We start from the raw sequence: 24,374 nt of genomic DNA on the forward strand, positions 1-24,374 counted from the left end.
CGAGCACGAGACCGCCACGTCCCCTCGCACGAGGGACAGGACGGCGTGACGGACACCGGGACCGGGCGCCACCGGGCCGCTCCCGGCCACGCGCGGCGGGCGGAATGCCGGCGCGGTCGTGCGGCCCCCCGCCGTCGGCGCGCTCGGGTCGGGCGGAGACCTCCGCGCCGGGCGGGGCGCGCCGCTCATGGCGAAAGGACCGGCGGCCACGGGAATCCCGTCGCCGCTCAGCCCGTCGCGTCCACCAGGGCCAGGTCGTGGAGCCGTTCCGGTGGGCCCGGGCGGGCGTAGTACCAGCCCTGGGCCGTGTCGCAGCCCAGTATGCGCAGTTGCTCGGCCTGGGCGCCGGTCTCCACGCCCTCGACCGTGACCGCCAGGTCGAGGCTGTGGGCGAGGGAGACGATGCCCTCCACGATCTTCAGGTCGACGGGGTCGGCGGGGAACCGCTGCATGCCCTGGGTGAAGGAGCGGTCGAGCTTGAGGATGCTGACCGGCAGCCGGCGCAGGTTGGCGAGGTTGGAGTAGCCGGTGCCGAAGTCGTCCAGGGCGATGTCGACGCCCATCTCGGCGAGCCGGCGCAGGGGTTTGAGGAGGTCGTCGTCGGCGCCGATGAGCGCGGACTCGGTGACCTCCAGGCACAGCGCGTCCGGGGTGACCCCCGCGCGTTCGAGGATCTCCACGGTGTCCTGCACCAGCCCCGGGTGCCCGAGCTGGCAGGGCGAGAGGTTGACGTTGATCCGCAGCGGTCCGGCGCCGGCCGGCCCGCCGTGCCGTTCACGCCAGGCACGGGCCTGCCGGATGGACTCCTCCAGCACCCAGCGGCCCAGCGGCACGATCAGGCCGGTGTGCTCGGCGAGCGGGATGAACCGGTCCGGGCCGAGGACCCCGTGCTGCGGGTGCAGCCAGCGCACCAGGGCCTCGGCGCCGCGCACACTGCCGTCGCCGAGGTGCACCAGGGGCTGGTACTCGATGAAGAACTCGCCGCGCTCCAGGGCGGTCGGCAGCGCCGTGGTCAGGCCGTGCCGGGTGATGGCGCGGGCGTCGGCCTCGGGGTCGGCGAGCTCCGCGCGGTTGCCGCCCGCCGACTTCGCCCGGTACATGGTGATGTCGGCGCTGCGCAGCACCTCGGCGGCGGTACGCTCGCCGGCCGGCCCCTCCACGATGCCCAGGCTGCCGCGGACCAGCAGGTCACGCCCGTCGACGCTGATGGGGGTCACGAGCGCGTTCATGATGCGCTCGGCGAGTTCGTCGACCCCGCGCTCGGTGCCGGGGCCGGTGGTCAGGGCCACGAACTCGTCGCCGCCCAGCCGGGCGACCATCTCTCCGGGCGCGGTCGCGCAGGACTGGAGCCGGTCGGCGACCTCCACCAGCAGCCGGTCGCCGGCCGCGTGGCCCAGGCTGTCGTTGATGGTCTTGAAGCCGTCCAGGTCCAGGTAGCACAGGCCGAAGCGCTGGCCCTCGCCCGCGTTCAGGGCCTTCTCCAGCCGCTCGAAGAACAGGGTGCGGTTGGGCAGGCCGGTCAGGGCGTCGTGGGTGGCCTCGTAGCGCAGCCGCAGGTTGAGCAGCCGGCGCTCGGTGGTGTCCTCCATCAGGGCCAGCTGGTACTGCGGGCGCCCGTCGGCGTCGCGCAGCAGCGAGACCGTCAGATTGGTCCACAGGACCGTTCCGTCAGGCCGGTTGAACGCCTTCTCCACGTGGTAGTGCTCGCGCTCGCCGCGGACCAGTTCCTCGTACAGCCGCCGGATCTGCGGGGCGTCCTCGGGGTGCACCCAGTCCTGGACGCGCCGGCCGCGCAGGGTCTGCTCGGACAGGCCGAACATCCGCAGCAGCGCCTCGTTGACCTGGAGGACGTGGCCGTCGAGGTCGGCGATGCCGATCCCTATGGCGGCGCCCTCGAAGACCGCGCGGAACCGGGCCTCGCTCGCGTGCAGCGCCTGGGCGACCACGCCCTGGGCCCGCAACGCGGCCTGGGCGATGGCCTCCTGCTCGGCACGGGTGCGCACGCGCAGCGCCTGCGCGTAGCCGGCGGCCATCGCGTGCTGCAACTTCGAGGACCGCAGCCGCAGTTCGTCCTGGGGGCCGTCCTCGCCGCAGTACAGGACCAGATAGGCGTCCACGCAGTCCAGGGTGCGGGCCAGCGCCTCGGGGTCGGTGCAGTGCGCGCCGACCAGGGCGGCACCGACCGCCTTCGCCGCGTCCGCGTCGAAGTTGCGGGCGCGCAGCAGCTCGCTCAACCGGCGGGCCAGCGGCAGGAGTTCCTCCGCGAACTCGGCGCGGGTCAGCGAGGTGGAGGTCACCGGGTAGACCGCCCGGCTCCAGATGGTCGTGAGCCGGTGGAGTCTGTCCTCCGGCCCGTCCGGTTCCGCGCTCACGCCGGACGCCCCACGCCGGCGAACCCGGAGAAGGCATACGGATCCTCGTCCTCCGGCGCCGAATCCGGGCGCCAGTGCGGCATCTGCACCAGTCCGGGTTCCACCATGTCGTACCCCTCGAAGAACCGCGCGATCTCCTCGCGCGAGCGCATGATCAGCGGGTTGCGAATGTCCTTGTATACGTCCACCGCGCCCTCGGCCCGCTCGGCGGGCAGCGGGATTCCCTCGTACGAGGCATGGGTGAGGATCAGCAGGCTGCCGGGCGCGAGCGCCTCGCGCAGCTCGGCCACCGCGCCGTACGGGTCGTCCGCGTCGTCCACGAAGTGCAGTATGGCAACGAGCAGCAGCGCCACCGGCCGCTTCAGGTCGATGAGCTCTTCCAGCCGCGGGCTGGACAGGATTTCCCGGGGCTTGCGGAGGTCGGCGGCGATCACGCCCGCGTCGTCGTTGTCCGCGAGCACCGCCTCGCTGTGCGCGACGGCCACCGGATCGTGGTCGACGTAGACCACCCGGGCGCCCGGCACGGCGGCCTGGGCCACCTCGTGGACGTTGCCGAACGTGGGGATGCCGGAGCCGATGTCGAGGAACTGGGTGATGCCCTCGCCGGCCGCGAACCGCACCGCGCGGCGCATGAACGCCCGATTGGCCTGCATGACCTTCGGCAGGCCCGGCATGAACTCCATCGCCCGGCGCGCCGCCTCCCGGTCCACCTCGAAGTTGTGCGAACCGCCCAGGAAGTAGTCGTAGATCCGCGAGACGCTCGGCACCGAGATGTCGATGCTGCGTGGGGCCCAGGCAGGACGCTCCATGTATGTCTCCAAAGCGTGGACAGGTGTAGGCGATCCGGTGTTCGAGCTGAGGCTACTGATCGCCCGCCAAAGGAGCGACCCGAAACGGAAATTGACCATCCGTTCCCGGTCACTGCCTGCGGCAAGTGCCCATGCGACCCCGGTGCGTGACGGGGCGGGACCCGTACGGCTTCCGCCCGCACGACGACCGCCCCCTCCGCTCGGTGCGGAGGGGGCGGATCCTCGGCCGCGCGCCGGGCCGGGACGGGGTGATCGACCCCGGGGAGGTGGTCTACGCGCCCGGCGCGCCGACCGGCTTGCCGTCGGGCGAGACGGCGTACCAGGTGCCGCCCACGCCCTGACCGTTGCGTCACCGGTGTTGACGTCCTTGGCGTAGCGGTACGCGGGCCGGCCGCCGATGGTGAGCTGCCTGGAACCGTCGGCGTGGGTGACCTCGACCTCGCCGAGCAGCGCCTTGTCGATCCCGGCACCGGCGGCGTTGGACCGGAGGCCAGGTGGAGGCGCAGTTGGTCCTCGGCGGGTCGGCGGTGTCCTTGTCGAACCGGTGGAGGGTCAGGCCGGAGCCGTCGGTCAGCACCTTGCCCGACTCGGGGCCGCCCGCCACGGTCAGCTTGCCGGCCGGGGCGCCCGAAGCCGTGGAACCCTGGTCGCCGTCGGCGCCGTATCCGTTGCCCGCGCCGATGGCGGTGCCGTCGCCCGGGTTGCCGCCGTCGCCCGCCGCGACCGTCGCCCCGGCGTCGCGGACCGCCGACGCGGGAGTGGTGGTGTCGTCCTGACCGCACGCCGTCGTCAGCGCCAGTACCGCGGCGGCCGTGGCCACCAGTGAGGCGGTCCGCCAGGAGGTCTTCATCGTCAGCTCCCCATCGTCACCTGGATACCGCGACGCCTGCCGCGCCACCGCACGGCCATGGGTACGGAGCAAGGGGGCCGCCGCGTTCGACGCCGGCCGGGCGTTCTTTCCGGGAGCGGGGGGGGCGCCCGGGGCGGGCGGGCCGCAGGGGCCCGTTTCGCATATGCCGCTCTTTCGCGCGGCAAACCTTGGATCGCTCGATCTCCCTCTTTCGGAGCAATCTCGGGCCACTGCGGGGTAATACGGTCGCCCACGCCTCATGATCTGCGTCGTGCATGGACCCCGAGTGACCCGCCGTGCGCCCGCCGCACGGGTGGTGGCCCTGCTGACGCTGACCTGGGCCCTGGTGGGCTGGCCGGCCGCCAGCGCGTCGGCCGACGCCTGCGCGTACGCCTCGACGGGCCCGGACGGCACGGTCGCGGTGGCCCACGCCGGCGGCCACCACCGGCCCGGCGGCCACCATGACCCCCACCCGCCCGGCGGCCATCACCGTCCCCACCCGCCCGGCGGTCACCACTGGCCCGACCCGCCCTGCCCGAAGCCGCCGCCCCCGCCCCCGTGCCCGCCCGAATCGACGCCCACGCCCACGCCCACTCCCCCGCCGAAGCCCACACCGCCCCCCGAGCCGACGCCCCCGCCGTCACCGACCCCGCCGGAGCCGGCCCCCAGCCCCACGCCCACCCACCACACACCGGCACCGGCGCCCGCGCCTCGGCCACCCGCCCGGCCCGCCCCGGCACCCCCGGCCCCGCGCCCGGCACCCACCCCGGCCCGAACCCCCGCGCCCCCACCGGAACCGTCGCCGGAACCCACGCCCGAGCCCACCCCACGGCCCTCCGCGACTCCCGTGAGCTACCCGGTGTACCACCCGCACACCGTCCGCCGCCCGGCGCGCCGCCACACCACTCCCGTCACCTACGTCCTGCTCATCACCATCCCCGCGATCGTGGCCGTCGCCGCCCTGCGCCCGCGCTGACGCACCGGCCCCTCACCCCTGGAGGCACCAGTTGTCGGATTGGCTTGTTCTCGTCCTCGCGATGGCGGGGGCCTTCGCCGTCGTGGTCGTCATCACACTGGTGCGGCAGCGGACGGCGTCCGAGGACGAGGACCCCAGCGAGACCCCCGACGTCATCGAGTACATGACGATGTGGATCGGCGTCATCTACGCCATCGTCCTGGGCCTGGCCATCGCCGGCGTGTGGGAGGCCCGCAGCTCCGCGCAGGACCATGTGCAGGCGGAGGCGCAGGCGCTGCACGAGATCTCGGAGCGGGTGCGCGTGTACCCGCCGGACGTCCGCGACCGCGTCCGCGAGGACGTGAACGCCTACACCGGGTACGTCGTCCACACCGAGTGGCGCCGGATGGCGGGCGAGCAGCAGGTCACGGAGCGCGGCGCCGAACTGCTGGGCCGGGTCCGGGCGGACGTCACCGACTACCGCCCGCGCGACGACTTCGAGGCGCAGGCCTACCAGCCGCTGCTGGACCAGATGGCCGCCGCCGACCAGGCCCGCAACGCGCGCGCCGACTCCACCGGGGCCACCATGCCGCCGGTGGTGTGGTGGGGGCTGATCACCGGTGGGCTGATCACCATCGGCATGGTGTTCGCCCTCCAGATCCGGCGCACCGGGCGGGAGTTGATCCTCGCCGGGCTGTTCTCGGCCACCATCGCCTTCATGCTGTTCCTCATCTGGGACTTCGACGCGCCGTACAGCCGGGGCATCGCGGTGACCCCGGAACCGTTCGTCACCATGTTCCCGGGCATCACCGGTTAGCTTCCGGCCACGGCCACGGCCACCGGCACGGCCGCCGGAGCCGGGCCGCCGGAGCCGCTCGCCCGAGCCCGGCCGCGACAGGCCCGCGCCCCCGCTTCCGGCGCGGAACGCGGAACCGGGGCGTGGGCCGGCCGTGGTGCGGGTGCCCGGCGGCGGGACGCGGGGGCACCGGCGGCTCAGGCCCCCTTCTCGTGCCGGCGGCGCAGCCAGAAGGCGCCTCCGCCCACCAGGGCCGCGGTCACCAGGCCGCCGCCGATCGCCATGTCGGTGGGGGTCGCGCCGACGGTCCGGCTCCCGCCGAGACCGCCGTTGACGCCGCCGAGCACGGTGAAGGCGTCCCGGCGGGTCAGGGTGCGGCCGTCGCAGCGGACGGTGACGCTGTACCGGCCGCGGCGGGCGTCGCGGTCGACGATGGCGACGCCCCGCGCCGTGTCGTCGCGGAACGACTCCAGCCGGATGGTGCCGAAGGCGTCGGAACTCGCCGTACCGCCCCGGCAGCCGTTGACGATGACGGTCAGGCGGCCCCCGGCCGGCAGCACATCGGGGGTGACGAAGATGTCGTGCGCGTTGCCGAAGCCCTCGTCCCGGCCCTCGCCGCCGTTCCCGTGCCCGAAGTCGCCGCCCCGGTCGCCGAAGCCCTCGCCGCCCCGGCCGTTGCCCCCGCCCTCGCCACCGCGCCCGTTGCCCCCGCCTTCCCCGCCCCGGCCGTTGCCGAAGCCCTCACCCCCGCGGCCGTTCCCCTCGCCACCCCGGCCGTTGCCCTCGCCGCCGCGCCCGTTCCCCTCGCCGCCCCGGCCGTTGCCGAAGCCCCCATCGCCATGGCCGTTCCCGTTCCCGTTCCCGTTGTCGTTACCGTTCCCGTTCCCGTTCCCGTTCCCGTTGCCGTTGCCGTTGCCGTTGCCGTTCCCGTTGAAGTGGCCGTTTCCGTTGGCATTGCCGTTCCCCGGGAAGACGCCGTTCCCGCTGAAGGTGCCGATGTTGCCGGTGCCGGGGACGATGACAGTGGTGTCGGTGCCGCCGCTCGGGCCGCCCCCGTTTCCCATGCCGTCCGCGACGGCCACGGGGACGGCGAGCCCGAGGACGGCGATCGTGGTGCACGCCGCCGTCAGGGCACGTTGGTTGCGCATGTGATCCTCCGCGGGAGGTCACCGGGTCCCGTCCCCGGTGGATCGGCGAGAAGCACCTCCCGGGACGACACTCGGGCGCGCGGAACACGCCCGCATGTCGAGAATGGTCCGTCCTGGTGAGCCGACACACCGGCGTATCACCACACAATCGGATATTGCCGCAGGTCACGGACCGTCAGAAAATTCCTGGGAACGGCAACTCGGATGGCGCACCGAGCGCGCGGCCGGCCACCCGTTCGCCGATCGCCCCGTCGCCCGCCGCTCGTGCGGGACTTAGCGTTTTCCCATGCGCGATGGACGTGGCGGGACCGCGTCGAGAGGGGATGGCGAATGTCTGCGTCCAAGCTGGCCCTGCTTGCCGAGGAGGAGGAGCGGCGGAGGAGGCGCGCCCCGTGGGGGGTGATAGCGCTGGCGCTGCTGACCGGTCTGGCCCTCATCCGCAACGGCTCCGGGGAGTTCGACGTCGGTCCGCCGCAGCCCGCCTCGGCGGCGGCCCCGGACGCCCGCGCCACCCTCGGCACCCTCGCGCCCGCGCCCGCCGCGCTGCCGTTCTCGCCCGTGCGGCGGGTGCGGATCCCGGCGATCCGGGTGGACGCCCCCGTCATCCAGGTCGGACTGGACGCGGACGGCTGGGTCGCCGCGCCGCCGCCGGAGAACCCGGGCCAGGCCGGCTGGTTCACCGGCGCCGTGTCCCCGGGCGAGAAGGGCACCGCGGTCATCGTCGGCCATGTCGACAACGACCAGGGCCCCGCCGTCTTCTACGGCCTCGGGGCGCTGAAGAAGGGCAACCAGGTCGAGGTCGCGCGCCAGGACGGGAAGACCGCCGTGTTCGAGATCTACGGCGTCGAGGTCTTCGCCAAGAACGACTTCCCCGGCGACCGGGTGTACGGCTCCAAGGGCACACCGGAGCTGCGGGTCATCACCTGCGGGGGCGGTTTCTCGAAGCAGAACGGCTACGAGGGCAACGTCGTCGTCTTCGCCCGTCTGGCCGCTGTCGTCTGAACCGCCCCGCCGGGGCCCTCACACCCGGCGGCTCGGCACGGTGAGCCGGTAGCCGGAGTCGAGCAGGTAGGGCAGCCATTCGCGGACCGCGCGGACGGTCTGCGAGCGGTCGCCCCCGGCGTCGTGGGAGAGCACCACGACACCGGGGGCGGCGCCGCTCTCCACCCGGTCGACGATGGTGGCGGTGCCGGGCTCCATCCAGTCGGTGGTGTCCACGGTCCAGGCCATCGGCTCCATGCCCATCTCGGCGCCCAGTTGGAAGGCGGCCCGGTTCCAGGCGCCGTAGGGCGCACGGAACCACTGGGGGCGCTCGCCGTAGGTGTCCTCGATGACCTCGCTGGTGCGCTCCATCTCGGAGCGGATCTCCTTGCGGCCGAGGGACGTCAGCAGCGGGTGGGTCCAGGTGTGGTTGCCGACGACATGGCCCTCGTCGGCCATCCGCGCCAGCAGTTCCCGGTTGTCCACGACGCACTCCCCGCAGACGAAGAACATCGCCCGGACGTGGTATCGGGCGAGGGTGTCGAGGATGTGCGGGGTGTAGTCGGGGTGGGGCCCGTCGTCGAAGGTCAGCACCATGCGCCGGCCGCGTCCGGAGATCCGCAGGATGGGCTCCTTGCGCACCTTGAGCTTGCGGGGCGGGGTGCGCGGTGGCCCGTATCCGGTGAGCGGCTGGAGCCGGAAGACGGAGGGCCCCAGGGCCGGACGGGCCTGGGGACCGGGGGCGGGGGCCACGGCGGCCCGGACGGTCTCCTCGCCGTCACCCGCCAGCACGGCACCCGCCGTGCCCGCCGAACCGAGCGCGGCGACACCGGCGAGGAGCATCCGGCGCCGCGTGAACAACTGATCCTTCTGCATGACTCATCAGTCGCCCGGCCGGACGCCGCCGCACCGCAACGCCATCGGTGCGGCGGCGGTAATGCACCCGGACAGCGGATCCGGGGGACGCTTCCCCCGGCGGCCTTCCCGCCATGTCCACGACCAGCCCCGCCCTCGGCGGGCGGGCCCCGGCACTGGGTGGGAACCGGGGATTCCGCTAGCCTCGGGGCGTGACGGAACAGCACGAACAGCCCTCGCACACGTTCGAGCGGGGCACGGACGGCCCGAAGGTCGTCCTCGTCGGGGTGGACGGCTCGGACTCCTCGCTGCGCGCCGCCGCGTACGCCGGCGGTCTGGCCCGGCGCCAGCACGCGCTGCTGGCCGTGGTGTACGTGCAGCCGGTGCTCGCGGCGGGTGCGGCGCTCGGGGCGCCGGTGGCGGAGGCGACCGACGAGATCGCCGAGGACCTGATCGCGCAGATCCGGGAGGCGGCCGAGCGGGTCAAGGGGATATTCGAGGTGCGCTGGGAGTTCCACACCTTCCGCGGCGACCCCTACAGCGGGCTGGTGCGGGCGGCGGACGAACTGAAGGCGGACGCCGTGGTGGTGGGCGCGTCGGAGCAGGCCGGCCACCGGATCATCGGCTCGGTCGCGATCCGGCTGGTGAAGGCGGGCCGCTGGCCGGTGACGGTGGTGCCGTAGGCCGCCGTCGGCGACGCCCGCGACCGCACCGGCACGTACCGCGCGGAAGGGATCACGGCGCCTCGTACCCGGCCCGTGCGTGGCGTCTTCCCAGGGCGGCGGCGCTGAGACATCATGATCCGCCGTCAGGCGTTGCCGTCGGCGAAGAGGTGAGGCGCATGGGCAGGCTCCGCGCGGGTGAGGGGATCCTCCGTCGCAAACCCATCGAGCACATCGAGGAGACCGAGGTCGGCGAGGGCACCCGGCTGGAGAGGTCGCTGGGGCTCTGGCAGCTCACCGCGATCGGGGTGGGCGGCATCATCGGCGCGGGCGTGTTCACGCTGGCCGGCACGGTGGCCAACGGCACCGCCGGCCCCGCGGTGCTGGTGTCGTTCCTGATCGCCGGTGTGGCGAGCGCGTGTGCGGCGCTGTCGTACGCCGAGTTCGCCGGGATGATCCCGAAGGCGGGGTCGGCCTACACCTACGGGTACGCGGTGCTCGGCGAGTTCGCGGGCTGGTTCATCGGCTGGGACCTGCTGCTGGAGTACACGGCGATCGTGTCCGTGGTGGCCATCGGCATCTCCGGTTACTTCGGGTTCCTGGTGGGGGAGCTGGGCGCCGATCTGCCGCGGTGGATGCTGGGCGCGCCCGGCACCGGCAGCGGGCACCGGGTCGACCTGTTCGCGGCCGTGCTGTGCCTGCTCATCGCGTGGCTGCTGACCCTGGGCATCCGCAGCGCGGCCCGGTTCGAGACGTTCGTGGTCGCCCTGAAGGTGCTGGTGGTGCTGCTGGTGATCGGGGTGGGCGTGTTCCACATCAACACCGGGAACTACCACCCGTTCTTCCCCTACGGCGTCGGCGGGGCCTTCACGGGCGCGGCGACGGTGTTCTTCGCGGTGTTCGGCTACGACGCGATGTCGACGGCGGCCGAGGAGTCGAAGGACGCCCAGCGGCACATGCCGAAGGCGATCATCTACTCGCTGGTGATCTCGATGGTGCTGTACGTGGCGGCCTGCCTGGTGCTGACAGGCATGCAGAACTACAAGGAGATCGACAAGGAGAGCGGCTTCTCCACCGCGTTCAAGTCGGTGGGGCTCGGCGCGCTGGCGGACGTGATCGCCGTCGGGGCGATCATCGGCATCCTCACGGTGATGTTCACGTTCATGCTGGGCGTGACCCGGGTGTGGTACTCGATGTCCCGGGACGGGCTGCTGCCCACGTGGTTCGCCAAGACCCACCCGACGCGGCACGTGCCGACCCGGGTGACCTGGATCATCGGGGTGGCGTCCGCGCTCATCGCCGGTTTCGTCCCGATCGGCGAGGCGGCCGAGCTGACCAACATCGGCATCCTGCTGGCGTTCGTGGTGGTGTGCGCGGCGGTGATCGTGCTGCGCTACCGGCAGCCGGAGCTGCCGCGCACCTTCCGGACGCCGGGCATGCCGGTCGTGCCCGCGCTCGGGGTGCTCTTCTCCATCTGGCTGATCACGTTCCTGCAGTGGCAGACCTGGCTGCGGTTCGCGGTGTGGTTCGCGCTCGGCTGTGTCGTCTACTTCGCCTACTCCTACCGGCGTTCGGTGCTGGCCCGCGGGCGGAGCGGCGGCTGATCACTCCGCCATGACCAGGCCGTCCTGGGCGGCCCCGCGGCTGAGGACCACGTCCCTGATCCGGTCGCGGGCGCCCTCCAGCTCGGCGCCCTGGGCGATGGCCCGGCCGAGGTCGAGCACCCGGCCGGCGTCGAGGTCGTAGAGCTGGGGGACGAACTCGGCCTTCACCACCCGCCAGGGTCCGCCCGGCCGGTCCGGCGGGGCGAAGGTGAAGCGGCCGAGGGTGGACTCGTTGCCGCGCGGGTCCGGGGCGCCCCGCCCGTCGTGGCGCGGGCCGGCGATCTGGTCGCCCAGTCCGTAGACCACCCAGGTGCCGTTGACCTTCTCGTACGCCTGCGGGACGTGGGGACAGGTGCCGAGGATCAGGTCGATGTCGGGGTGGCCGTCCGTGGCCGAGGCGGTCAGGCGCCCGGCGAGGGTGAGCTGGAGCGGGTCGGGTTCGTCCTGCCCCTCGGTGCCCCAGTCCAGGGAGACCACGACCACGTCGGCGCCGCCCCGCCGGGCGGCGCGGGCGTCGGCGACGATCCGGTCGGCGTCGATCAGGCCGACCGCCCAGGGCCGGCCGGCGGGCGGCGGCTGGCCGGAGGCGGCGGCGTAGGCCAGATGGGCCACCCGGGCGCCGCCCGCCCGGTGCATCATGACCGAGCGGGCCTCGGTCTCGCTGCGGGCGGTCCCGGCGTGCCGCAGCCCGGCCCGGTCCAGGGCGTCCAGGGTGCGCCGCACACCGTCGGCGCCGTCGTCCAGGGCGTGGGCGGAGGCGGTGGAGCAGCCGTCGTAGCCGGTGGCGGCGAGATCCTCGGCGAGTCGCGGCGGGGCGGTCAGCGGGGGCCCGCCCGCGGGGTCCCCGGCCGGGCCGTAGCCGGTGGCGAGGTGACACAGCGCCAGATCGGCGCCCGAGACGACCGGCTGGACACCGGAGAGCATGGGGCGGAAGTCGTGGCCGTCGCCGCCGGCGTCGTACGCGGCCCGTTCGACGACGGTGGCGTGCGGCAGGATGCTCCCGGAGGCGACGAGGGTGAAGGGTCCGGCCGCGGCGGGCGCCGGGGAGGCCGGGGGTCCCGCGGCTCCCGGCGCGCCGGATTCCTCGTGCTGGTTCCGGCAGGCCGCCCCCGCCGCGAGGACGGCGGTCAGGACCAGCGCCACCTGCTTTCTGCGTCCGATCATCAACTCACCCCAGGGTCGTCGTCCGTACAGACGAAGCCGTGACGGGCATATGGGTATGAAGCTGATGCGTCGGATAAACAGTCCGGGTCGCGTCGTTAGCCCGTCCGGTGGCCCGGTGTACCGCCCGGCCGACCGTTCGCCGACGCGATCGACCGTCCGTCGCACGACCCGGTCCGCCCCCTGTCCGCCGGGCACGGCCTGCGCTGGCATACGGCCATGACGGCCGGAACCTCACTCACCCACGGGACGACGACCGCCGAGCACGAGCTGGCCGCGCTCCAGCGCGAGCACGGCGGTCCGCTGTTCGCCCTGCTGCTCAGGCTGTGCGACGGAGACCGCCAGCGCGCCGAGGACCTCGTCCAGGAGACGCTGGTGCGCGCCTGGCAGCATCCGGAGGCCCTGCACGCCGACGACTTCGACTCGGTACGGCCCTGGCTGCTGACCGTGGCCCGGCGGCTCGCGATCGACGCCCGGCGGGCGCGGCGGGCTCGGCCGCCCGAGACCGGCGACGAGGTTCCGGAGAACGCCCGGGTGACCGCCGACCACGCCGAGCGGGCCGCGGCGATGCTCGACGTGCGGGAGGCTGTGAAGACACTCACTCCCGCCCACCGTGACGTGCTCGTACTCGTGTATTTCCGCGGGGCCAGTGTGGCGGAAGCGGCCGAAACCCTGGGGATTCCACCGGGTACCGTGAAGTCCCGCGCGTACTACGCGCTGCGTGCCCTGCGCCGGGTCCTGCCGGGTTACGCGGCCGACCTGCGGTGAAACCGCGAGGCCGGTCAAGTCTCGGCAAAGCGCCTTGCCGCGGCCCGCGTTCGGGCATGGGCTGTCCTCATCCGCGTTCCGGACGGGGGTCCGGCCCCGGAGGCCCGGGCGACGCGCACGCACCGGAGGAAGGGCAGGAAGGGATGCTGCACAGAGGTCACGAGAGCACGGGCGGCACCGACGGCGGTGGGCTGACCGTCCCGATGGCCTGGCTGTACGCCGAGTACATCGCCGACGAGCTGCTGCGCACCGGCGATCTGATGCCGCCGACGTCCTTCGAGTACCGGGCCGGCCGGGACGCGCTCGCGCTGACCGTCTTCCTGTCCGGCACCGACGGGGAGCCGTCCGGCGTCCGGGTGATCTCCCAGCTGGAGAACTGGCTGGCGCTGACCGCCCACGACCGGCCGTGGCAGGACTGGGTGCGGGCGCGGATGGCCGAGCGGGCCGAGCGGGCGGCCGGTTCCGGCGCGCCCTGCCCGGACCTGGCGCTGGCCGCCGACGCCTGGCGCTGGCTGGAGGAGACCGAGCTGCTGGCGCCGGACCTGGACGCGGTGCCGGGCGGCGGCCCGGTGGTCGGGGAGGACGACGGCCCGAAGGTGTGGACCCCGGCGTGGCGGCTGGGGCTGCCGCTCGGGCACCTGGCGATCCACCTCTTCTGAATCCTCCGCGCCGCACACCGGTCCGCGGGCCGGGCGGCTCCGCGCCCCTTGGTCACGATCGCGTGCGTGCCGTGAGTGATCCGGCGGTCCGCTGCGTACGGGTGGGGGCACGGGGCGACCCCGCCCGCACCCAACGGCGCGAGGATTCGGCATGAGGTCCCTGGAACGGCATCGCGACGCCGGCGCGTACGCGCTCGGCGTGCCGGACGAGGCGGCGGCCCTCCGCTTCGAGGACCACCTCGCGGAGTGTCCCCGGTGCGCGGCCCGGGTGACGGAGTTCGGGCCCGTCACCCGGCAGCTGACGCTGTACCGGCGGGCGACTCCGCCTCTCGTGCGCCCTCTGGCGCGGCCCGGTCCCCGGCTGCCGGAGCGGCTGCTCGGCGAGCTGGCGCACCGGCAGCGGATGCGCCGCTGGCGGCTGCTGTACGGCGTGGCCGCCTCGGTGGTGCCGGCCGTGGCCGGTCCGGGGACCGTGGCGTTCGCCGGGCGTCCGGGACCGCCGGACGCGGGGACCGGCCGGGTCGCCGAGGCGGCCGACCCGCGCACCGGGGTGTGGGCGCGGGTCACCGCGGCGCACGGGGAGTGGGGCAGCGCGCTCCGTGTCGAGGTCGGGGACGGCGCCGGGCCGCGGACCTGCCGGCTGGTCGTGATCGGCCGTGACGGCACCGAGCGGACCGCCGCCGGCTGGACCGCCCCGGAGGCGGGCACCCGGACCACCACCGCGCTCGGCGCCACGTCGCCGCGTGCGGACCGGATCGCCCGGTACGAGATCCGGACGGCGGACGGACGACCGCTGCGCACGCTCGCGGCGCGCTGACGGCCGCCCCGGGGCGGCACGGGCTCCGGGCTCTCTGCCGGCTCGCGGGCCCTGCCCCGCCGCCCCTCACTTCAGCAGGCGGGAGAGTCTGCGGTCGGCCAGTGGTCTGCCGCCCGTCTGGCAGGTCGGGCAGTACTGGAGCGAGGAGTCGCTGAAGGAGACCTCTCGGATGGTGTCGCCGCACACCGGGCAGGGTTCGCCGGTGCGGCCGTGGACGCGCAGGCCGCCCTTCTTCTCCGCCTTCAGCCGGCCCGCCGCCAGGCCCCGGGCCCGCTCGACCGCCTCGCCGAGCGTGCCGCGCAGCGCCTCGTACAGCCGGTGGGTCTCCTCCGGGGTGAGGGAGGCCGCGAGCTTGAACGGGGACATCCGCGCGGCGTGCAGGATCTCGTCGCTGTAGGCGTTGCCGACGCCCGCGATCAGCGACTGGTCGCGCAGCGCGCCCTTCAGCTGCCGCCGTTCGCCGCCGAGCAGGGCGGCGAGGCGGTCCTCGGTGAAGTCCCCGGCGAGCGGGTCCGGGCCGAGGCGGGCGACGCCGGGCACCTCGGCCGGGTCGCGCACGACGTACACGGCGAGGCGTTTCTGGGTGCCGGCCTCGGTCAGGTCGAAGCCCTCGCCGGTCTCCAGCGCGACGCGCAGCGCCAGCGGGCCCTTGCCCGGCTTCGGCGGGCCGTCCGGCAACCGGTCCCGCCACTGGAGCCAGCCCGCGCGGGCCAGGTGGACGACCAGGTGGAGTCCGCCGCCGGTCTCGATGTCCAGGAACTTGCCGTACCGGCGCACGGCCGTCACTTCGGCGCCTTCGACGGCGCCGGGCGGAGGGTCGTAGGTCTTCAGGACGCTGACGGCGACCGGCAGCACCCGCACCACCCGGCGGCCGGTCAGGTGCTCGGTCAGGAAGTCCGTCAGCGCTTCCACCTCGGGCAGTTCGGGCATACGTCCAGGGTGCCAGCCGGCGCCGGGGACGCCACGCGGCAGCCGGGCACGGTCCTACGGCAGCCGGAACTCGCACCACACCGCCTTGCCCGAGCCGCGCGCCGCCACGCCCCAGGCGTCGGCGAGCCGGTCCACCAGGAGCAGACCGCGGCCGAAGGCCCCGTTCCCGCCCGCGTCCCGGCGGCGCGGCAGGACGCTGGAGCAGTCCTCGACCTCGATGCGCAGCCGGCGCTCGGGGCCCTCCAGCACCCGCAGGGTGACGAGCGCCGAGCCCTCGGTGTGCAGCAGGGCGTTGGTGATCAGCTCGTCGGCCACCAGCTCGATGTCGTCGGCCCGCGCGCGGGCGCCCCGGGCGCGGACGGCGGCGCGGATCATGTGCCGGGCCCGGGCGAGGGCCTCCGGGTCGCCGGGTGCCACGTGCCGGCGGAGCCGGCCGCCGGGCCGGGCCGCCCGCCCGGTGCGGCGGCGCAGCAGGAGCAGCGCCACATCGTCGTCGCCGCCGTGCTCCTCGGCCGCCCGGATCAGCCGGTCGGCCAGGGCCGTCACCTCGGCGGGCCCCTCGCGCACAAGGGTCACGAGCGCGGACATGCCCTCGTCCAGGTCCGTGCCGGGCAGTTCCACCAGTCCGTCGGTGCACAGCAGCAGCGTGCTGCCGGGGTCGAGTTCGAGGGTGGCGACGGGGTACTCCAGCCGGCCGAACTCGGCGGACAGGCCGAGCGGCAGCCCGCCCGCGACGGACAGCCGGGTGCAGCGGCCGTCGCGGTGGCGGACCAGCGGGTCGATGTGCCCGGCGCGGACCATCTGGACGACTCCGGTGGTCAGGTCGGCCTCGGCGTACAGGCAGGTGGCGAACCGGTCGGTGTCGAGTTCGTGCAGGAAGACGGAGGCGCGGGCCATCACGGTGGCCGGGGTGTGGCCCTCGGCGGCGTAGGCGCGCAGCACGATCCGCAGCTGGCCCATGACGGCGGCGGCGTGCGTGTCGTGTCCCTGGACGTCCCCGATGACCGCGCCGACCCGCCCGCCCCCGGCAGGGGTGCCCCCGGGCAGCGGGATCAGGTCGTACCAGTCGCCGCCGATGTCCCGGCCGAGGGCGGCCGCGCGGTAGCGCACGGCGACGTCGGCGCCGCACACGCTGGGGATGGAGCGGGGCAGCATGGCCTGCTGGAGGCCCTGGGCGAGGTCCTTCTCCTGCTCGTAGAGCATGGCCCGCATCAGGCTCTGCGCGATGCTGCTGCCGAGCGCGACCAGGACGGCGCGCTCCTCGGCGGAGAAGCCGCGCCGGTCGTCGTAGAGCAGGCCCATCGCGCCGATCGGACGGGCCTGGGCGATCAGCGGGAGGTAGGCGGCCGAGGTGATGCGCAGGCCGGCCAGGTGCGGCCACAGGAGGGGGTAGTGCGCGGCGAACTCCTCCGGTGACTCGATGAACCGGGGGCTGAGGGAGCGGACGACCTCGCTCATCGGGTACGGCTCGTCGATCCGGGTGACGCGGGTGCCGGGGACGAAGCTGCCCCCGGGGCCCTCGGCCACCAGTCTGATCCGCCCCGCCTCCACCAGGCCCATCACCAGGCTGGTCGCGCCCAGGTGCCGCACGCCGTGGGTGTCCTTGAGCACGTCGATGACGTCCTGGACGGTGCGGGCGTGCGCGAGGGCGGCGGAGATGACCTGGACGACGCCGGTCTGCTGCCGGAACGCCTGGTCCTGGGCGGCCCGCAGGCTGCGCGCCGTGCTGTCGGCGAGTTCCTCGGTGGCGTCGCGGACGATGCCGAGGACCCGGCGCGGTCGGCCGGAGCCGTCGCGGCGGATGCGGCCCCGGGTGTGCGTCCAGCGCATGGTGCCGTCGCGGCGGCGGATGCGGAAGTAGGCGCTGTAGTGGTCGCTGCCGTCCTTGATCGCCCGGGCGACCGTCGCGTCGAGCCGGGCGGCCTCCGGCGGGGGCACCCGGAGGGCGTTCAGGGTCTCCAGGCGCCCGTCGTACTCGCCGGGCGGCAGGTCGAACACCTCGAGGGCCTGGGCGTCCAGGCGGAACAGACCGGCGTCCAGGTCCCAGTCGAAGCCGCCCATGCCGTTGAGCGCGAGGATCGGGTCCGGCTGCACGGGCCGGTCCTCCGGGAGTGACAGGGCGCTCGCACCCCGATCGGCCATGGGGCCACCTTGCCAGGATCCGGCCGATTCTTCGACTCGCCCGGGCCCCGCGGACGGCGCGGGGCGGACCCCCGCCGGGCGGGCCGGCCCGGGCTCGCGGGCACGCCCGGCGGGTTCGGGGGCCTCGCTCGGACGGCGGGACGGCCCGGGGCCACGGGCACGTTCGGCACGCTTGAGGCCCCACCCATGCGGACAGGCGGTCCGAAGCCGTGGCCACACTCGGCGGATCCAAGGCCCTGCTCAGGCCGCCGAGCAGTCCCGGGTCGCCGGCACGCCCGGTGAGTTCGGGCGCCCCGCTCAGGGCGCCGAGCGGTCCGGGGCCACGGGCACGTCCGGCGGGTGTGCGGGCGGCGGGCCGGGGCCCCGCTCAGGCCGCCGGGCGGTCCGCGGGTACGTCCGGCGGGGGTGCGGGCGGCGGGCCGGGGGCCGCGTGGGTGGTCGGGGCCGGGGACGGGCCGGTCGTGGCTGCGGCGGGGGGCGGGACGACGCGGTCGTGCCGGACGTCGTGGCCGACCCGTCGCCGGGTCCAGGTGCGGTGCCCGGCGTCGACGAGCGTGAGGCTGGCGACGGCCCGGGGCGCCGGGCTCACCACGATCACCTTGTTCGGCCGGTAGCCGGACCAGGGCGTGCCCCGGGCGCTGGCCCCGCCGTGGGTCGGCGCGGGCGGGGCGAGCGGGTTGCCGCAGGCGCAGCGCACCCGGGGCACGCCCCGGTCGTCCACGAGGACGGCGGTGCCGGCCTGGAGCACGGCCTGGTAGTCGTCCGCCCGGCGGGTCCGGTAGGCGTGGTTGGTGACCCGGGTGTCGGAGCCGAGCACGACGGGGGTCAGTCCGCGCAGGTAGGCGGGCAGCGCCGCCCGTCCGACCCCGACGACGCCGGCGAAGGCGTCGGCCCTGGCCGGGTCCGCCGTGAGATAGCGGATGTGCCGCTCGACGTCGCAGCGGGCGACGCGCGGGGTGCCCCGGTACAGGCCGGGGGTCGAGCCGGACACGGTGCGGGCCGCGCGCAGGGGCGCCACCAGCTCGCCGGCGGAGATCTTGGCGCCGATCCGGGGGGACTCGCCGACGGGGCCGGTGGCCGCCGAGTCGGTGAAGGGCCCGGGGCCCCGGTCCCCGACGCCCTGCAGGAAGACGAGATCGCCCACCCGGGTCTGCTTGACGCCGGTGCCCGCGCAGCCGGACACAAGCAGCGCGGCCCAGAGCACGCAGGCCGCGACCAGGGTTCGGGTGGGGATCCGCACCGCACACTCCACATCACTATGGGTGATTACGCCCTATTGTTGGCATTACCCGGGTTTGGCTGGCAACTCGGGGAACGCCGCGCCGGCAGCGGCGACGGCACAGCCGTACGGAAGGGCGCGCACAGCCGTGGAGTGGTTCACCGCACCCGACTACTGGCTGAGCCGGCTGGTCCTCCAGCGGGCCCTGGCCGCCGTGTACCTGGTCGCGTTCCTGTCGGCGGCCCTGCAGTTCCGGGCCCTGCTGGGCGAGCGCGGCATGCTGCCGGTCCCCCGCTTCACGGCCCGGGTGCCCTTCCGCCGCGCCCCGAGCCTGTTCCAGCTGCACTACTCCGACCGCTTCTTCGCCGGCTGTGCCTGGGCGGGCTGCGCGGTGTCGGCGGCGCTGCTGGCCGGGGCGGACGCGTGCCTGCCGCTGTGGGCGGGGATCGTGCTGTGGCTGGTGCCGTGGGCGCTGTACCTGTCGATCGTGAACGTGGGCCAGACGTGGTACGCGTTCGGCTGGGAGTCGCTGCTGCTGGAGACCGGCTTCCTGGCCGCGTTCCTCGGCAACGGCGAGGTGGCGCCGCCGGTCGTCGTGCTGTTCCTGCTGCGCTGGATCCTGTTCCGGGTGGAGTTCGGCGCCGGGCTGATCAAACTGCGCGGCGACGCCTGCTGGCGGACGCTGACCTGTCTGGACTACCACCACGAGACCCAGCCGATGCCGGGCCCGCTGAGCTGGTTCTTCCACCATCTGCCGAGGCCGCTGCACCGGGTGGAGGCGGCCGCCAACCACGTCACCCAGCTGGTGGTGCCGTTCCTGCTGTTCGCCCCGCGGCCCTTCGCGTCGGCCGCCGCCGCCCTGATGATCGTCACCCAGCTGTGGCTGGTGCTCTCCGGGAACTTCTCCTGGCTGAACTGGATCACCATCGTGCTGGCCCTGTCCGCGCTGCGGCTGCCGGCGACGGCGCCCCCGGTGCCGGCGGCGCCGCTGTGGTACGAGGTGCTGGTGCTCGCGGTCGGCGCGCTGCTGCTCTTCCTGAGCCACCGCCCCGTGCTGAACATGATCTCCCGCCGCCAGGTGATGAACCGGTCCTTCGACCCGTTGCACCTGGTGAACACCTACGGCGCGTTCGGCAGCGTCAGCCGGGTCCGCTACGAGGTGGTGGTCGAGGGCACCCTGGACGACTCCCCGCGCGCGGACTCGGACTGGCGGGAGTACGCCTTCAAGGGCAAGCCCGGCGATCCGAGGCGCTGGCCGCGCCAGTTCGCCCCCTACCACCTGCGCCTGGACTGGCTGATGTGGTTCGCCGCGCTGTCGCCGGGTTACGCCGGGGAGTGGTTCGGCGCCCTGGTGGAACGCCTGCTGGAGAACGACCGGGACACCCTGAGGCTGTTGCGCCGCTCCCCGTTCCCGCCGGACACCCCGCCCCGCCATGTGCGGGCCCGGCTGTTCCGCTACCGGTACACCAGCCCGCGGGAACTGCGGGAGACGGGGGCGTGCTGGGAGCGGACGTTCGTACGGGAGTACCTGCCGCCGACGCGGCTGGCGGGGCCGGCTCAGAGGGCGTAGACACGCGTCGCGGTGGACTCGAACAATGCCGTGCGCTCCGCCTCGGCGAGGTGGGCGGTCAGCTCCCGCGCGGTGTGCAGCACCTGCGCGTAGGAGGCGGCCAGGGTGCACACCGGCCAGTCGGAGCCGAACATCAGCCGGCCGGGGCCGAAGGCGTCCAGGGCGATGTCCGCGTAGGGGCGCAGGGCGTCGGCCGTCCAGGCGCCGGGGGCGGCCTCGGTGACCAGCCCGGAGAGCTTGGCGACGGTGTTGGGCAGCGCGGCGAGGGCGCGCAGGCGGGTCGCCCAGGGCTCGCGCGCGCCCGAGGCGAGAGGGGGCTTGCCCAGGTGGTCCAGGACGAAGGTGAGCCCGGGCAGCAGGGCGGCGGCCCGCGCGCAGGCGGGAAGCTGGCGGGGCAGCACCACGAGGTCGTGGACCAGTCCGGCGTCGGCCACCGCGGCCAGGCCGCGCAGCACGTCGGGCCGCAGCAGCCACTCGGGATCGGGCTCGGACTGCACCTGGTGCCGGATGCCCTTGAGCAGGGCGCCGCCGGGCAGGGCTCGCAGCCGGGCCAGCTCGTCGGCGATGTCGGGGCGGGTGAGGTCCGTCCAGCCGACGACCCCGGCGACCAGGCCGCTTCCGGCGGCGAGGGCGAGCAGTTCGGGGGTCTCCTCGGGGACGGTGACGGTCTGGACGACGACGGTGCGGCCGATCCCGGCGGCCCGGGCCTCGGGTTCCAGGTGGGCGAGGAGGAAGTCGCGCCGCAGCGGGGCGAGTTCGGGGCGGTGCAGCCAGTCCTGGTCGCGGACGGTCAGGTCCCACACGTGGTGGTGGGCGTCCACGGTCACGGCGCCTCCCCGCTCTCCGGGGGCAGCAGGCCGGTGGCGCGCAGCTCCTGCCAGAAGGCGTCCGGTACGGGTGTGGCGAAACGGTCGGCGCAGTCGTGGACCTCGGCCGCCGAGCGGGCCCCGGCCAGGACGCTCGCCACGGCCGGGTGCCCGGCCGGGAAGGCCAGGGCGGCGGCGCGCAGGGTGGTGCCGTGCCGCTCGGCCGCCGCCTTCAGCCGCAGGGCGCGGTCCAGCAGCGTGCGCGAGGCGCGGGTGTAGTCGTACGTCGCCCCGGGCGCCGGGTCCGCCAGCAGCCCGGAGTTGAAGGGGCCGCCGACGACCACGGACACCCCTCGTCGCAGCGCCTCGGGCAGCAGTTCGCGGGCCGCTTCCTGGTCGAGCAGGGTGTACCGGCCGGCACACAGCACCACGTCCACGTCGGTGTCGCGGACGAACCGGGTGAGCATCCCGGTCTGGTTCATGCCGGCGCCGATCGCGCCCACCACTCCTTCCGCGCGCAGCCGTTCCAGGGCCGGGTAGCCCTCGCGGAAGGCCTGTTCGGCATGGTCGTCGGGGTCGTGGAGGTAGACGATGTCGACCCGATCGAGGCCGAGGCGGCCGAGGCTCGCCTCCAGGGTGCGGCGGATCCCGTCGGCGCTGAAGTCCCAGACGCGGCGGTGGGTGGCGGGGACGGCGAAGCCGTGGGCGAGGTCGTCGCCGGTGCCGTGGGCCGGTTCCAGGCGGCGGCCGGCCTTGGTGGAGAGCGTGTAGCCGGCGCGGTCGTACCCGCGCAGGGCGGCGCCGAGGCGCCGTTCGGACAGGCCGAGGCCGTAGTGCGGGGCGGTGTCGAAGTAGCGGATACCGCGCTCCCAGGCGGCCTCGACCGCCGCGTGCGCCTGCTCGTCGCTCACCGGGGCGTACAGGTTGCCGAGGGCGGCGGCGCCGAAGCCGAGCGAGGTGACCTGGACGCCGCCGCGGCCGAGCGGGGTGACCTGGACGCCGCCGCGGCCGAGGGCGGTCACCGGTCCGCCGCCGGCCGGAGCCTGAGGCCCTGCATGCCGCCGTCGACGGCGAGCGCGGTGCCGGTGGTGGCGCCGGACAGGGGGCTCGCCAGGTAGGCGATGGCGCCCGCGACCTCGGCGGCGGAGACGAGCCGTCCGGTGGGCTGGCGGGCCGTGAGGGCGGCGCGTTCGGCGGCCGGGTCCGGGGCCGCGTCCAGCAGCCGGCCGACCCACGGGGTGTCCGCCGTACCGGGGTTGACGCAGTTGACGCGGATGCCCTCGCGGACGTGGTCGGCGGCCATGGCGAGGGTCAGGGAGTACACGGCGCCCTTGGTGGCGCTGTACAGGGCGCGCTGCGGCAGGCCCGCGGTGGCCGCGATGGAGCAGGTGTTGACGATCGCGGCGTGGGCGGAGCGGCGCAGGTGCGGCAGGCAGGCGCGGGCGGTGCGGACCATGCCGAGGACGTTGACGTCGAAGACGTGCCGCCACTCGGCGTCGGCGTTGTCCTCGACGGTGCCCTGGGCGCCGATCCCCGCGTTGTTGACCAGGATGTCGAGGCCGCCGAGGGCGTCGGCGGCCGCCGTCACGGCCCGGCGCACCGAGGCGTCGTCGGTGACGTCGGCGCGCAGTGCGAGCAGCGGCTCCGGGACCGGGGACGGGTCCAGGTCGAGTACGGCGACCCGGGCGCCGCGCTCGGCGAGGAGGCCGGCGGTGGCCCGGCCGATGCCGGAGGCGCCGCCGGTGACGAGGGCGCCGAGGCCCGTGAAGTCGCTCATGAGGACCGCCCCTTGTGGCCGTCGGGGCCGGCGGACCAGTAGGTGCCGCCGGGGAAGGTGTAGCGCGCGACGGCTTCCGGGCGCAGGGCCGCGGAGAAGCCGGGCGCGATGGGTGCCGTGTAGTGGCCCGCGCGGATCACCACCGGGTCGAGGAAGTGCTCGTGCAGATGGTCGACGTACTCGATGACCCGGTCCTCGGTGCTTCCGGAGACGGCCACGTAGTCGAACATCGCCAGGTGCTGGACGAGTTCGCACAGGCCGACGCCGCCGGCGTGCGGGCAGACGGGCACGCCGGACTTGGCGGCGAGCAGCAGGATGGCGAGGTTCTCGTTGACGCCGCCGACGCGGGCGGCGTCGATCTGCACGATGTCGAGGGCGCCGGCCTGGAGGAGCTGTTTGAAGACGATCCTGTTCTGCGCGTGTTCGCCGGTGGCGACCTTGACCGGTTGCACGGCCCGGCGGATCGCCGCGTGGCCCAGGATGTCGTCGGGGCTGGTCGGCTCCTCGATCCAGTACGGGTCGAACGCGGCGAGCGCCCTGGTCCAGGAGATCGCCTCGTCCACGTTCCAGCGCTGGTTGGCGTCGACGGCCAGGCGGATGTCCGGTCCGACGGCGGCGCGGGCCACCCGGCAGCGGCGCACGTCGTCCGCGAGGTCGGCGCCGACCTTCAGCTTGATCTGCCGGAAGCCGTCGGCGACGGCCCGGGCGGCGAGCCGGGCCAGCTTGTCGTCGTCGTAGCCGAGCCAGCCGGGCGAGGTGGTGTAGGCGGGGTAGCCGCGCTCCAGCAGGCGGGCCGTGCGCTCGCCGGCGCCGTCCCGGCCGCGGCGCAGCAGCGTCAGCGCCTCCTCGGGCGTCAGCGCGTCCGTGAGGTAGCGGAAGTCGATCTGGCTCACCAGCCACTCGGGCTCGGCCTCGGCGAGCAGCCGCCACAGGGGCCGGCCGGCGCGCTTGGCGGCGAGGTCCCAGACGGCGTTGACGACGGCGCCGATCGCCATGTGCAGCACGCCCTTCTCGGGTCCGAGCCAGCGCAGCTGGCTGTCACCGGTCAGGTCCCGGTACAGCGTGCCCGGGTCGGCGCACAGCTCCTCGACGGACCGGCCGACCACATGGTGGCGCAGCGCGTGGAGGGCGGCGACCTGGACCTCGTTGCCGCGTCCGATGGTGAACGTGAAGCCGTGCCCCTCGGGCCCGTCCCCGGCGTCGGTGCGCAGCACGAGATAGGCGGCCGAGTAGTCGGGGTCGGGGTTCATCGCGTCGGAGCCGTCGAGTTCGCGCGAGGTGGGGAACCGGATGTCGTAGGTGTCGACCGCGGTGATGCGGGCGGGCGTCGGGGACACGGGGGGCCTTTCGGTCCGGGCGGTGATCGTGCGCGGCCAGCCGAGCGTGGGGCAACGTCGCATGCTTATCAGGCCACTGCGCCGCTACGACACCCTCGTGCACGGAAAATCCCCTGCCGCTGCCCGGATTGGTCGGACCACCGGCCTGGCTAGACT

Annotated in this window: 23 protein-coding genes; 10 read left to right on the forward strand and 13 right to left on the reverse strand. The window is 74.6% G+C overall.

Translation table 11 applies throughout. The annotated features are described in order from the left end of the window. Positions 1-227 precede the first annotated feature (227 nt). Both ACZ4W9_RS00710 and ACZ4W9_RS00715 read right to left on the reverse strand, forming a co-directional pair. The gene (locus ACZ4W9_RS00710; protein ID WP_467932233.1) at positions 228-2,372 is read right to left on the reverse strand and encodes a putative bifunctional diguanylate cyclase/phosphodiesterase; all 2,145 of its coding nucleotides are present in this window, start codon (positions 2,370-2,372) and stop codon (positions 228-230) included. Further along, positions 2,369-3,181 carry an SAM-dependent methyltransferase gene (locus ACZ4W9_RS00715; protein WP_467932234.1) on the reverse strand — a complete coding sequence of 271 codons (813 nt, stop codon included), beginning with the start codon at positions 3,179-3,181 and terminating at the stop codon, positions 2,369-2,371. Before ACZ4W9_RS00715 ends, ACZ4W9_RS00710 begins: the two co-directional genes overlap by 4 nt. A 125-nt stretch (positions 3,182-3,306) precedes the next feature. Between ACZ4W9_RS00715 and ACZ4W9_RS00720 the strand changes: the two genes are divergently transcribed. Further along, on the forward strand, positions 3,307-3,522 hold the full coding sequence (locus tag ACZ4W9_RS00720; RefSeq protein WP_467932235.1) for a hypothetical protein: 216 nt from the start codon (positions 3,307-3,309) through the stop codon (positions 3,520-3,522). Between the two features lie 8 nt (positions 3,523-3,530). Here ACZ4W9_RS00720 and ACZ4W9_RS00725 read toward each other — a convergent pair whose 3' ends face one another. Then, on the reverse strand, positions 3,531-4,031 hold the full coding sequence (locus ACZ4W9_RS00725; RefSeq protein ID WP_467932236.1) for a hypothetical protein: 501 nt from the start codon (positions 4,029-4,031) through the stop codon (positions 3,531-3,533). An 847-nt stretch (positions 4,032-4,878) separates the two neighbouring features. Here ACZ4W9_RS00725 and ACZ4W9_RS00730 point away from each other — a divergent pair. Then, complete coding sequence (locus ACZ4W9_RS00730; RefSeq protein WP_318200072.1) at positions 4,879-5,007, forward strand: hypothetical protein; 129 nt, start codon at positions 4,879-4,881, stop codon at positions 5,005-5,007. A 31-nt stretch (positions 5,008-5,038) separates the two neighbouring features. Beyond that, entirely contained in the window at positions 5,039-5,803 is a 765-nt protein-coding gene (locus ACZ4W9_RS00735; RefSeq protein ID WP_467932237.1) for a bestrophin-like domain, read from the forward strand. A gap of 176 nt (positions 5,804-5,979) precedes the next feature. Here the strand turns inward: ACZ4W9_RS00735 and ACZ4W9_RS00740 are convergent, their stop codons facing one another. After that, the gene (locus tag ACZ4W9_RS00740; protein ID WP_467932239.1) at positions 5,980-6,930 is read right to left on the reverse strand and encodes a hypothetical protein; all 951 of its coding nucleotides are present in this window, start codon (positions 6,928-6,930) and stop codon (positions 5,980-5,982) included. A gap of 330 nt (positions 6,931-7,260) precedes the next feature. On the opposite strand from ACZ4W9_RS00740, the gene ACZ4W9_RS00745 reads away from it, so the two are divergent. After that, a complete protein-coding gene (locus ACZ4W9_RS00745; protein WP_467932240.1) occupies positions 7,261-7,932 on the forward strand; it encodes a class F sortase in 672 nt (223 codons plus the stop codon). A gap of 18 nt (positions 7,933-7,950) precedes the next feature. On the opposite strand, the gene ACZ4W9_RS00750 is transcribed toward ACZ4W9_RS00745, so the two are convergent. Next, complete coding sequence (locus ACZ4W9_RS00750) at positions 7,951-8,787, reverse strand: polysaccharide deacetylase family protein (RefSeq protein WP_467932241.1); 837 nt, start codon at positions 8,785-8,787, stop codon at positions 7,951-7,953. 191 nt (positions 8,788-8,978) lie between these two features. On the opposite strand from ACZ4W9_RS00750, the gene ACZ4W9_RS00755 reads away from it, so the two are divergent. Both ACZ4W9_RS00755 and ACZ4W9_RS00760 read left to right on the forward strand, forming a co-directional pair. Then, positions 8,979-9,449 (forward strand): universal stress protein, encoded by a 471-nt coding sequence (locus tag ACZ4W9_RS00755; protein WP_467932243.1) that lies wholly within the window; start codon positions 8,979-8,981, stop codon positions 9,447-9,449. A gap of 158 nt (positions 9,450-9,607) precedes the next feature. Continuing rightward, a complete protein-coding gene (locus ACZ4W9_RS00760; protein WP_467932244.1) occupies positions 9,608-11,032 on the forward strand; it encodes an amino acid permease in 1,425 nt (474 codons plus the stop codon). On the opposite strand, the gene ACZ4W9_RS00765 is transcribed toward ACZ4W9_RS00760, so the two are convergent. After that, on the reverse strand, positions 11,033-12,196 hold the full coding sequence (locus ACZ4W9_RS00765) for a CapA family protein (protein ID WP_467932245.1): 1,164 nt from the start codon (positions 12,194-12,196) through the stop codon (positions 11,033-11,035). Positions 12,197-12,412: 216 nt separating this feature from the next. Between ACZ4W9_RS00765 and ACZ4W9_RS00770 the strand changes: the two genes are divergently transcribed. The 3 genes from ACZ4W9_RS00770 to ACZ4W9_RS00780 all read left to right on the forward strand — a co-directional run bounded on the left by ACZ4W9_RS00770 (position 12,413) and on the right by ACZ4W9_RS00780 (position 14,437). Further along, the gene (locus tag ACZ4W9_RS00770) at positions 12,413-12,961 is read left to right on the forward strand and encodes a sigma-70 family RNA polymerase sigma factor (protein WP_189989244.1); all 549 of its coding nucleotides are present in this window, start codon (positions 12,413-12,415) and stop codon (positions 12,959-12,961) included. A 143-nt stretch (positions 12,962-13,104) separates the two neighbouring features. Then, the gene (locus tag ACZ4W9_RS00775; RefSeq protein ID WP_467932246.1) at positions 13,105-13,620 is read left to right on the forward strand and encodes a hypothetical protein; all 516 of its coding nucleotides are present in this window, start codon (positions 13,105-13,107) and stop codon (positions 13,618-13,620) included. A 151-nt stretch (positions 13,621-13,771) separates the two neighbouring features. Continuing rightward, positions 13,772-14,437: a zf-HC2 domain-containing protein gene (locus ACZ4W9_RS00780; RefSeq protein ID WP_467932248.1), complete on the forward strand. Its 666-nt coding sequence runs from the start codon at positions 13,772-13,774 to the stop codon at positions 14,435-14,437. 66 nt (positions 14,438-14,503) lie between these two features. Here the strand turns inward: ACZ4W9_RS00780 and ACZ4W9_RS00785 are convergent, their stop codons facing one another. The 3 genes from ACZ4W9_RS00785 to ACZ4W9_RS00795 form a co-directional block, all read right to left on the reverse strand. Further along, a complete protein-coding gene (locus ACZ4W9_RS00785; RefSeq protein WP_467932249.1) occupies positions 14,504-15,367 on the reverse strand; it encodes an Fpg/Nei family DNA glycosylase in 864 nt (287 codons plus the stop codon). A 54-nt stretch (positions 15,368-15,421) separates the two neighbouring features. Then, a complete protein-coding gene (locus tag ACZ4W9_RS00790) occupies positions 15,422-17,509 on the reverse strand; it encodes a SpoIIE family protein phosphatase (protein ID WP_467932250.1) in 2,088 nt (695 codons plus the stop codon). Positions 17,510-17,876: 367 nt separating this feature from the next. Continuing rightward, positions 17,877-18,749 (reverse strand): DUF6777 domain-containing protein, encoded by an 873-nt coding sequence (locus ACZ4W9_RS00795; protein WP_467932251.1) that lies wholly within the window; start codon positions 18,747-18,749, stop codon positions 17,877-17,879. Between the two features lie 127 nt (positions 18,750-18,876). Between ACZ4W9_RS00795 and ACZ4W9_RS00800 the strand changes: the two genes are divergently transcribed. Then, positions 18,877-20,298, forward strand: a complete 1,422-nt coding sequence (locus tag ACZ4W9_RS00800) for a lipase maturation factor family protein (RefSeq protein WP_467932253.1) — start codon at positions 18,877-18,879, stop codon at positions 20,296-20,298. On the opposite strand, the gene ACZ4W9_RS00805 is transcribed toward ACZ4W9_RS00800, so the two are convergent. From ACZ4W9_RS00805 to ACZ4W9_RS00820, 4 genes are read right to left on the reverse strand one after another with little or no spacing between them, the layout of a single operon-like run. Further along, positions 20,286-21,125: an amidohydrolase family protein gene (locus tag ACZ4W9_RS00805; protein WP_467932254.1), complete on the reverse strand. Its 840-nt coding sequence runs from the start codon at positions 21,123-21,125 to the stop codon at positions 20,286-20,288. The two genes, ACZ4W9_RS00800 and ACZ4W9_RS00805, sit on opposite strands and share 13 nt — an antisense overlap. Continuing rightward, positions 21,122-22,126: an aldo/keto reductase gene (locus tag ACZ4W9_RS00810; protein WP_467932255.1), complete on the reverse strand. Its 1,005-nt coding sequence runs from the start codon at positions 22,124-22,126 to the stop codon at positions 21,122-21,124. The genes ACZ4W9_RS00805 and ACZ4W9_RS00810 overlap by 4 nt, the downstream gene beginning before the upstream one ends. After that, positions 22,123-22,881, reverse strand: a complete 759-nt coding sequence (locus ACZ4W9_RS00815) for an SDR family NAD(P)-dependent oxidoreductase (RefSeq protein ID WP_467932257.1) — start codon at positions 22,879-22,881, stop codon at positions 22,123-22,125. The genes ACZ4W9_RS00810 and ACZ4W9_RS00815 overlap by 4 nt, the downstream gene beginning before the upstream one ends. Next, positions 22,878-24,218, reverse strand: coding sequence for an L-fuconate dehydratase (locus ACZ4W9_RS00820; RefSeq protein ID WP_467932258.1), 1,341 nt, complete (start codon positions 24,216-24,218; stop codon positions 22,878-22,880). Before ACZ4W9_RS00820 ends, ACZ4W9_RS00815 begins: the two co-directional genes overlap by 4 nt. Positions 24,219-24,374 lie beyond the last annotated feature (156 nt).

It is taken from the genome of Streptomyces sp. NPDC029296 (genome assembly GCF_055569255.1).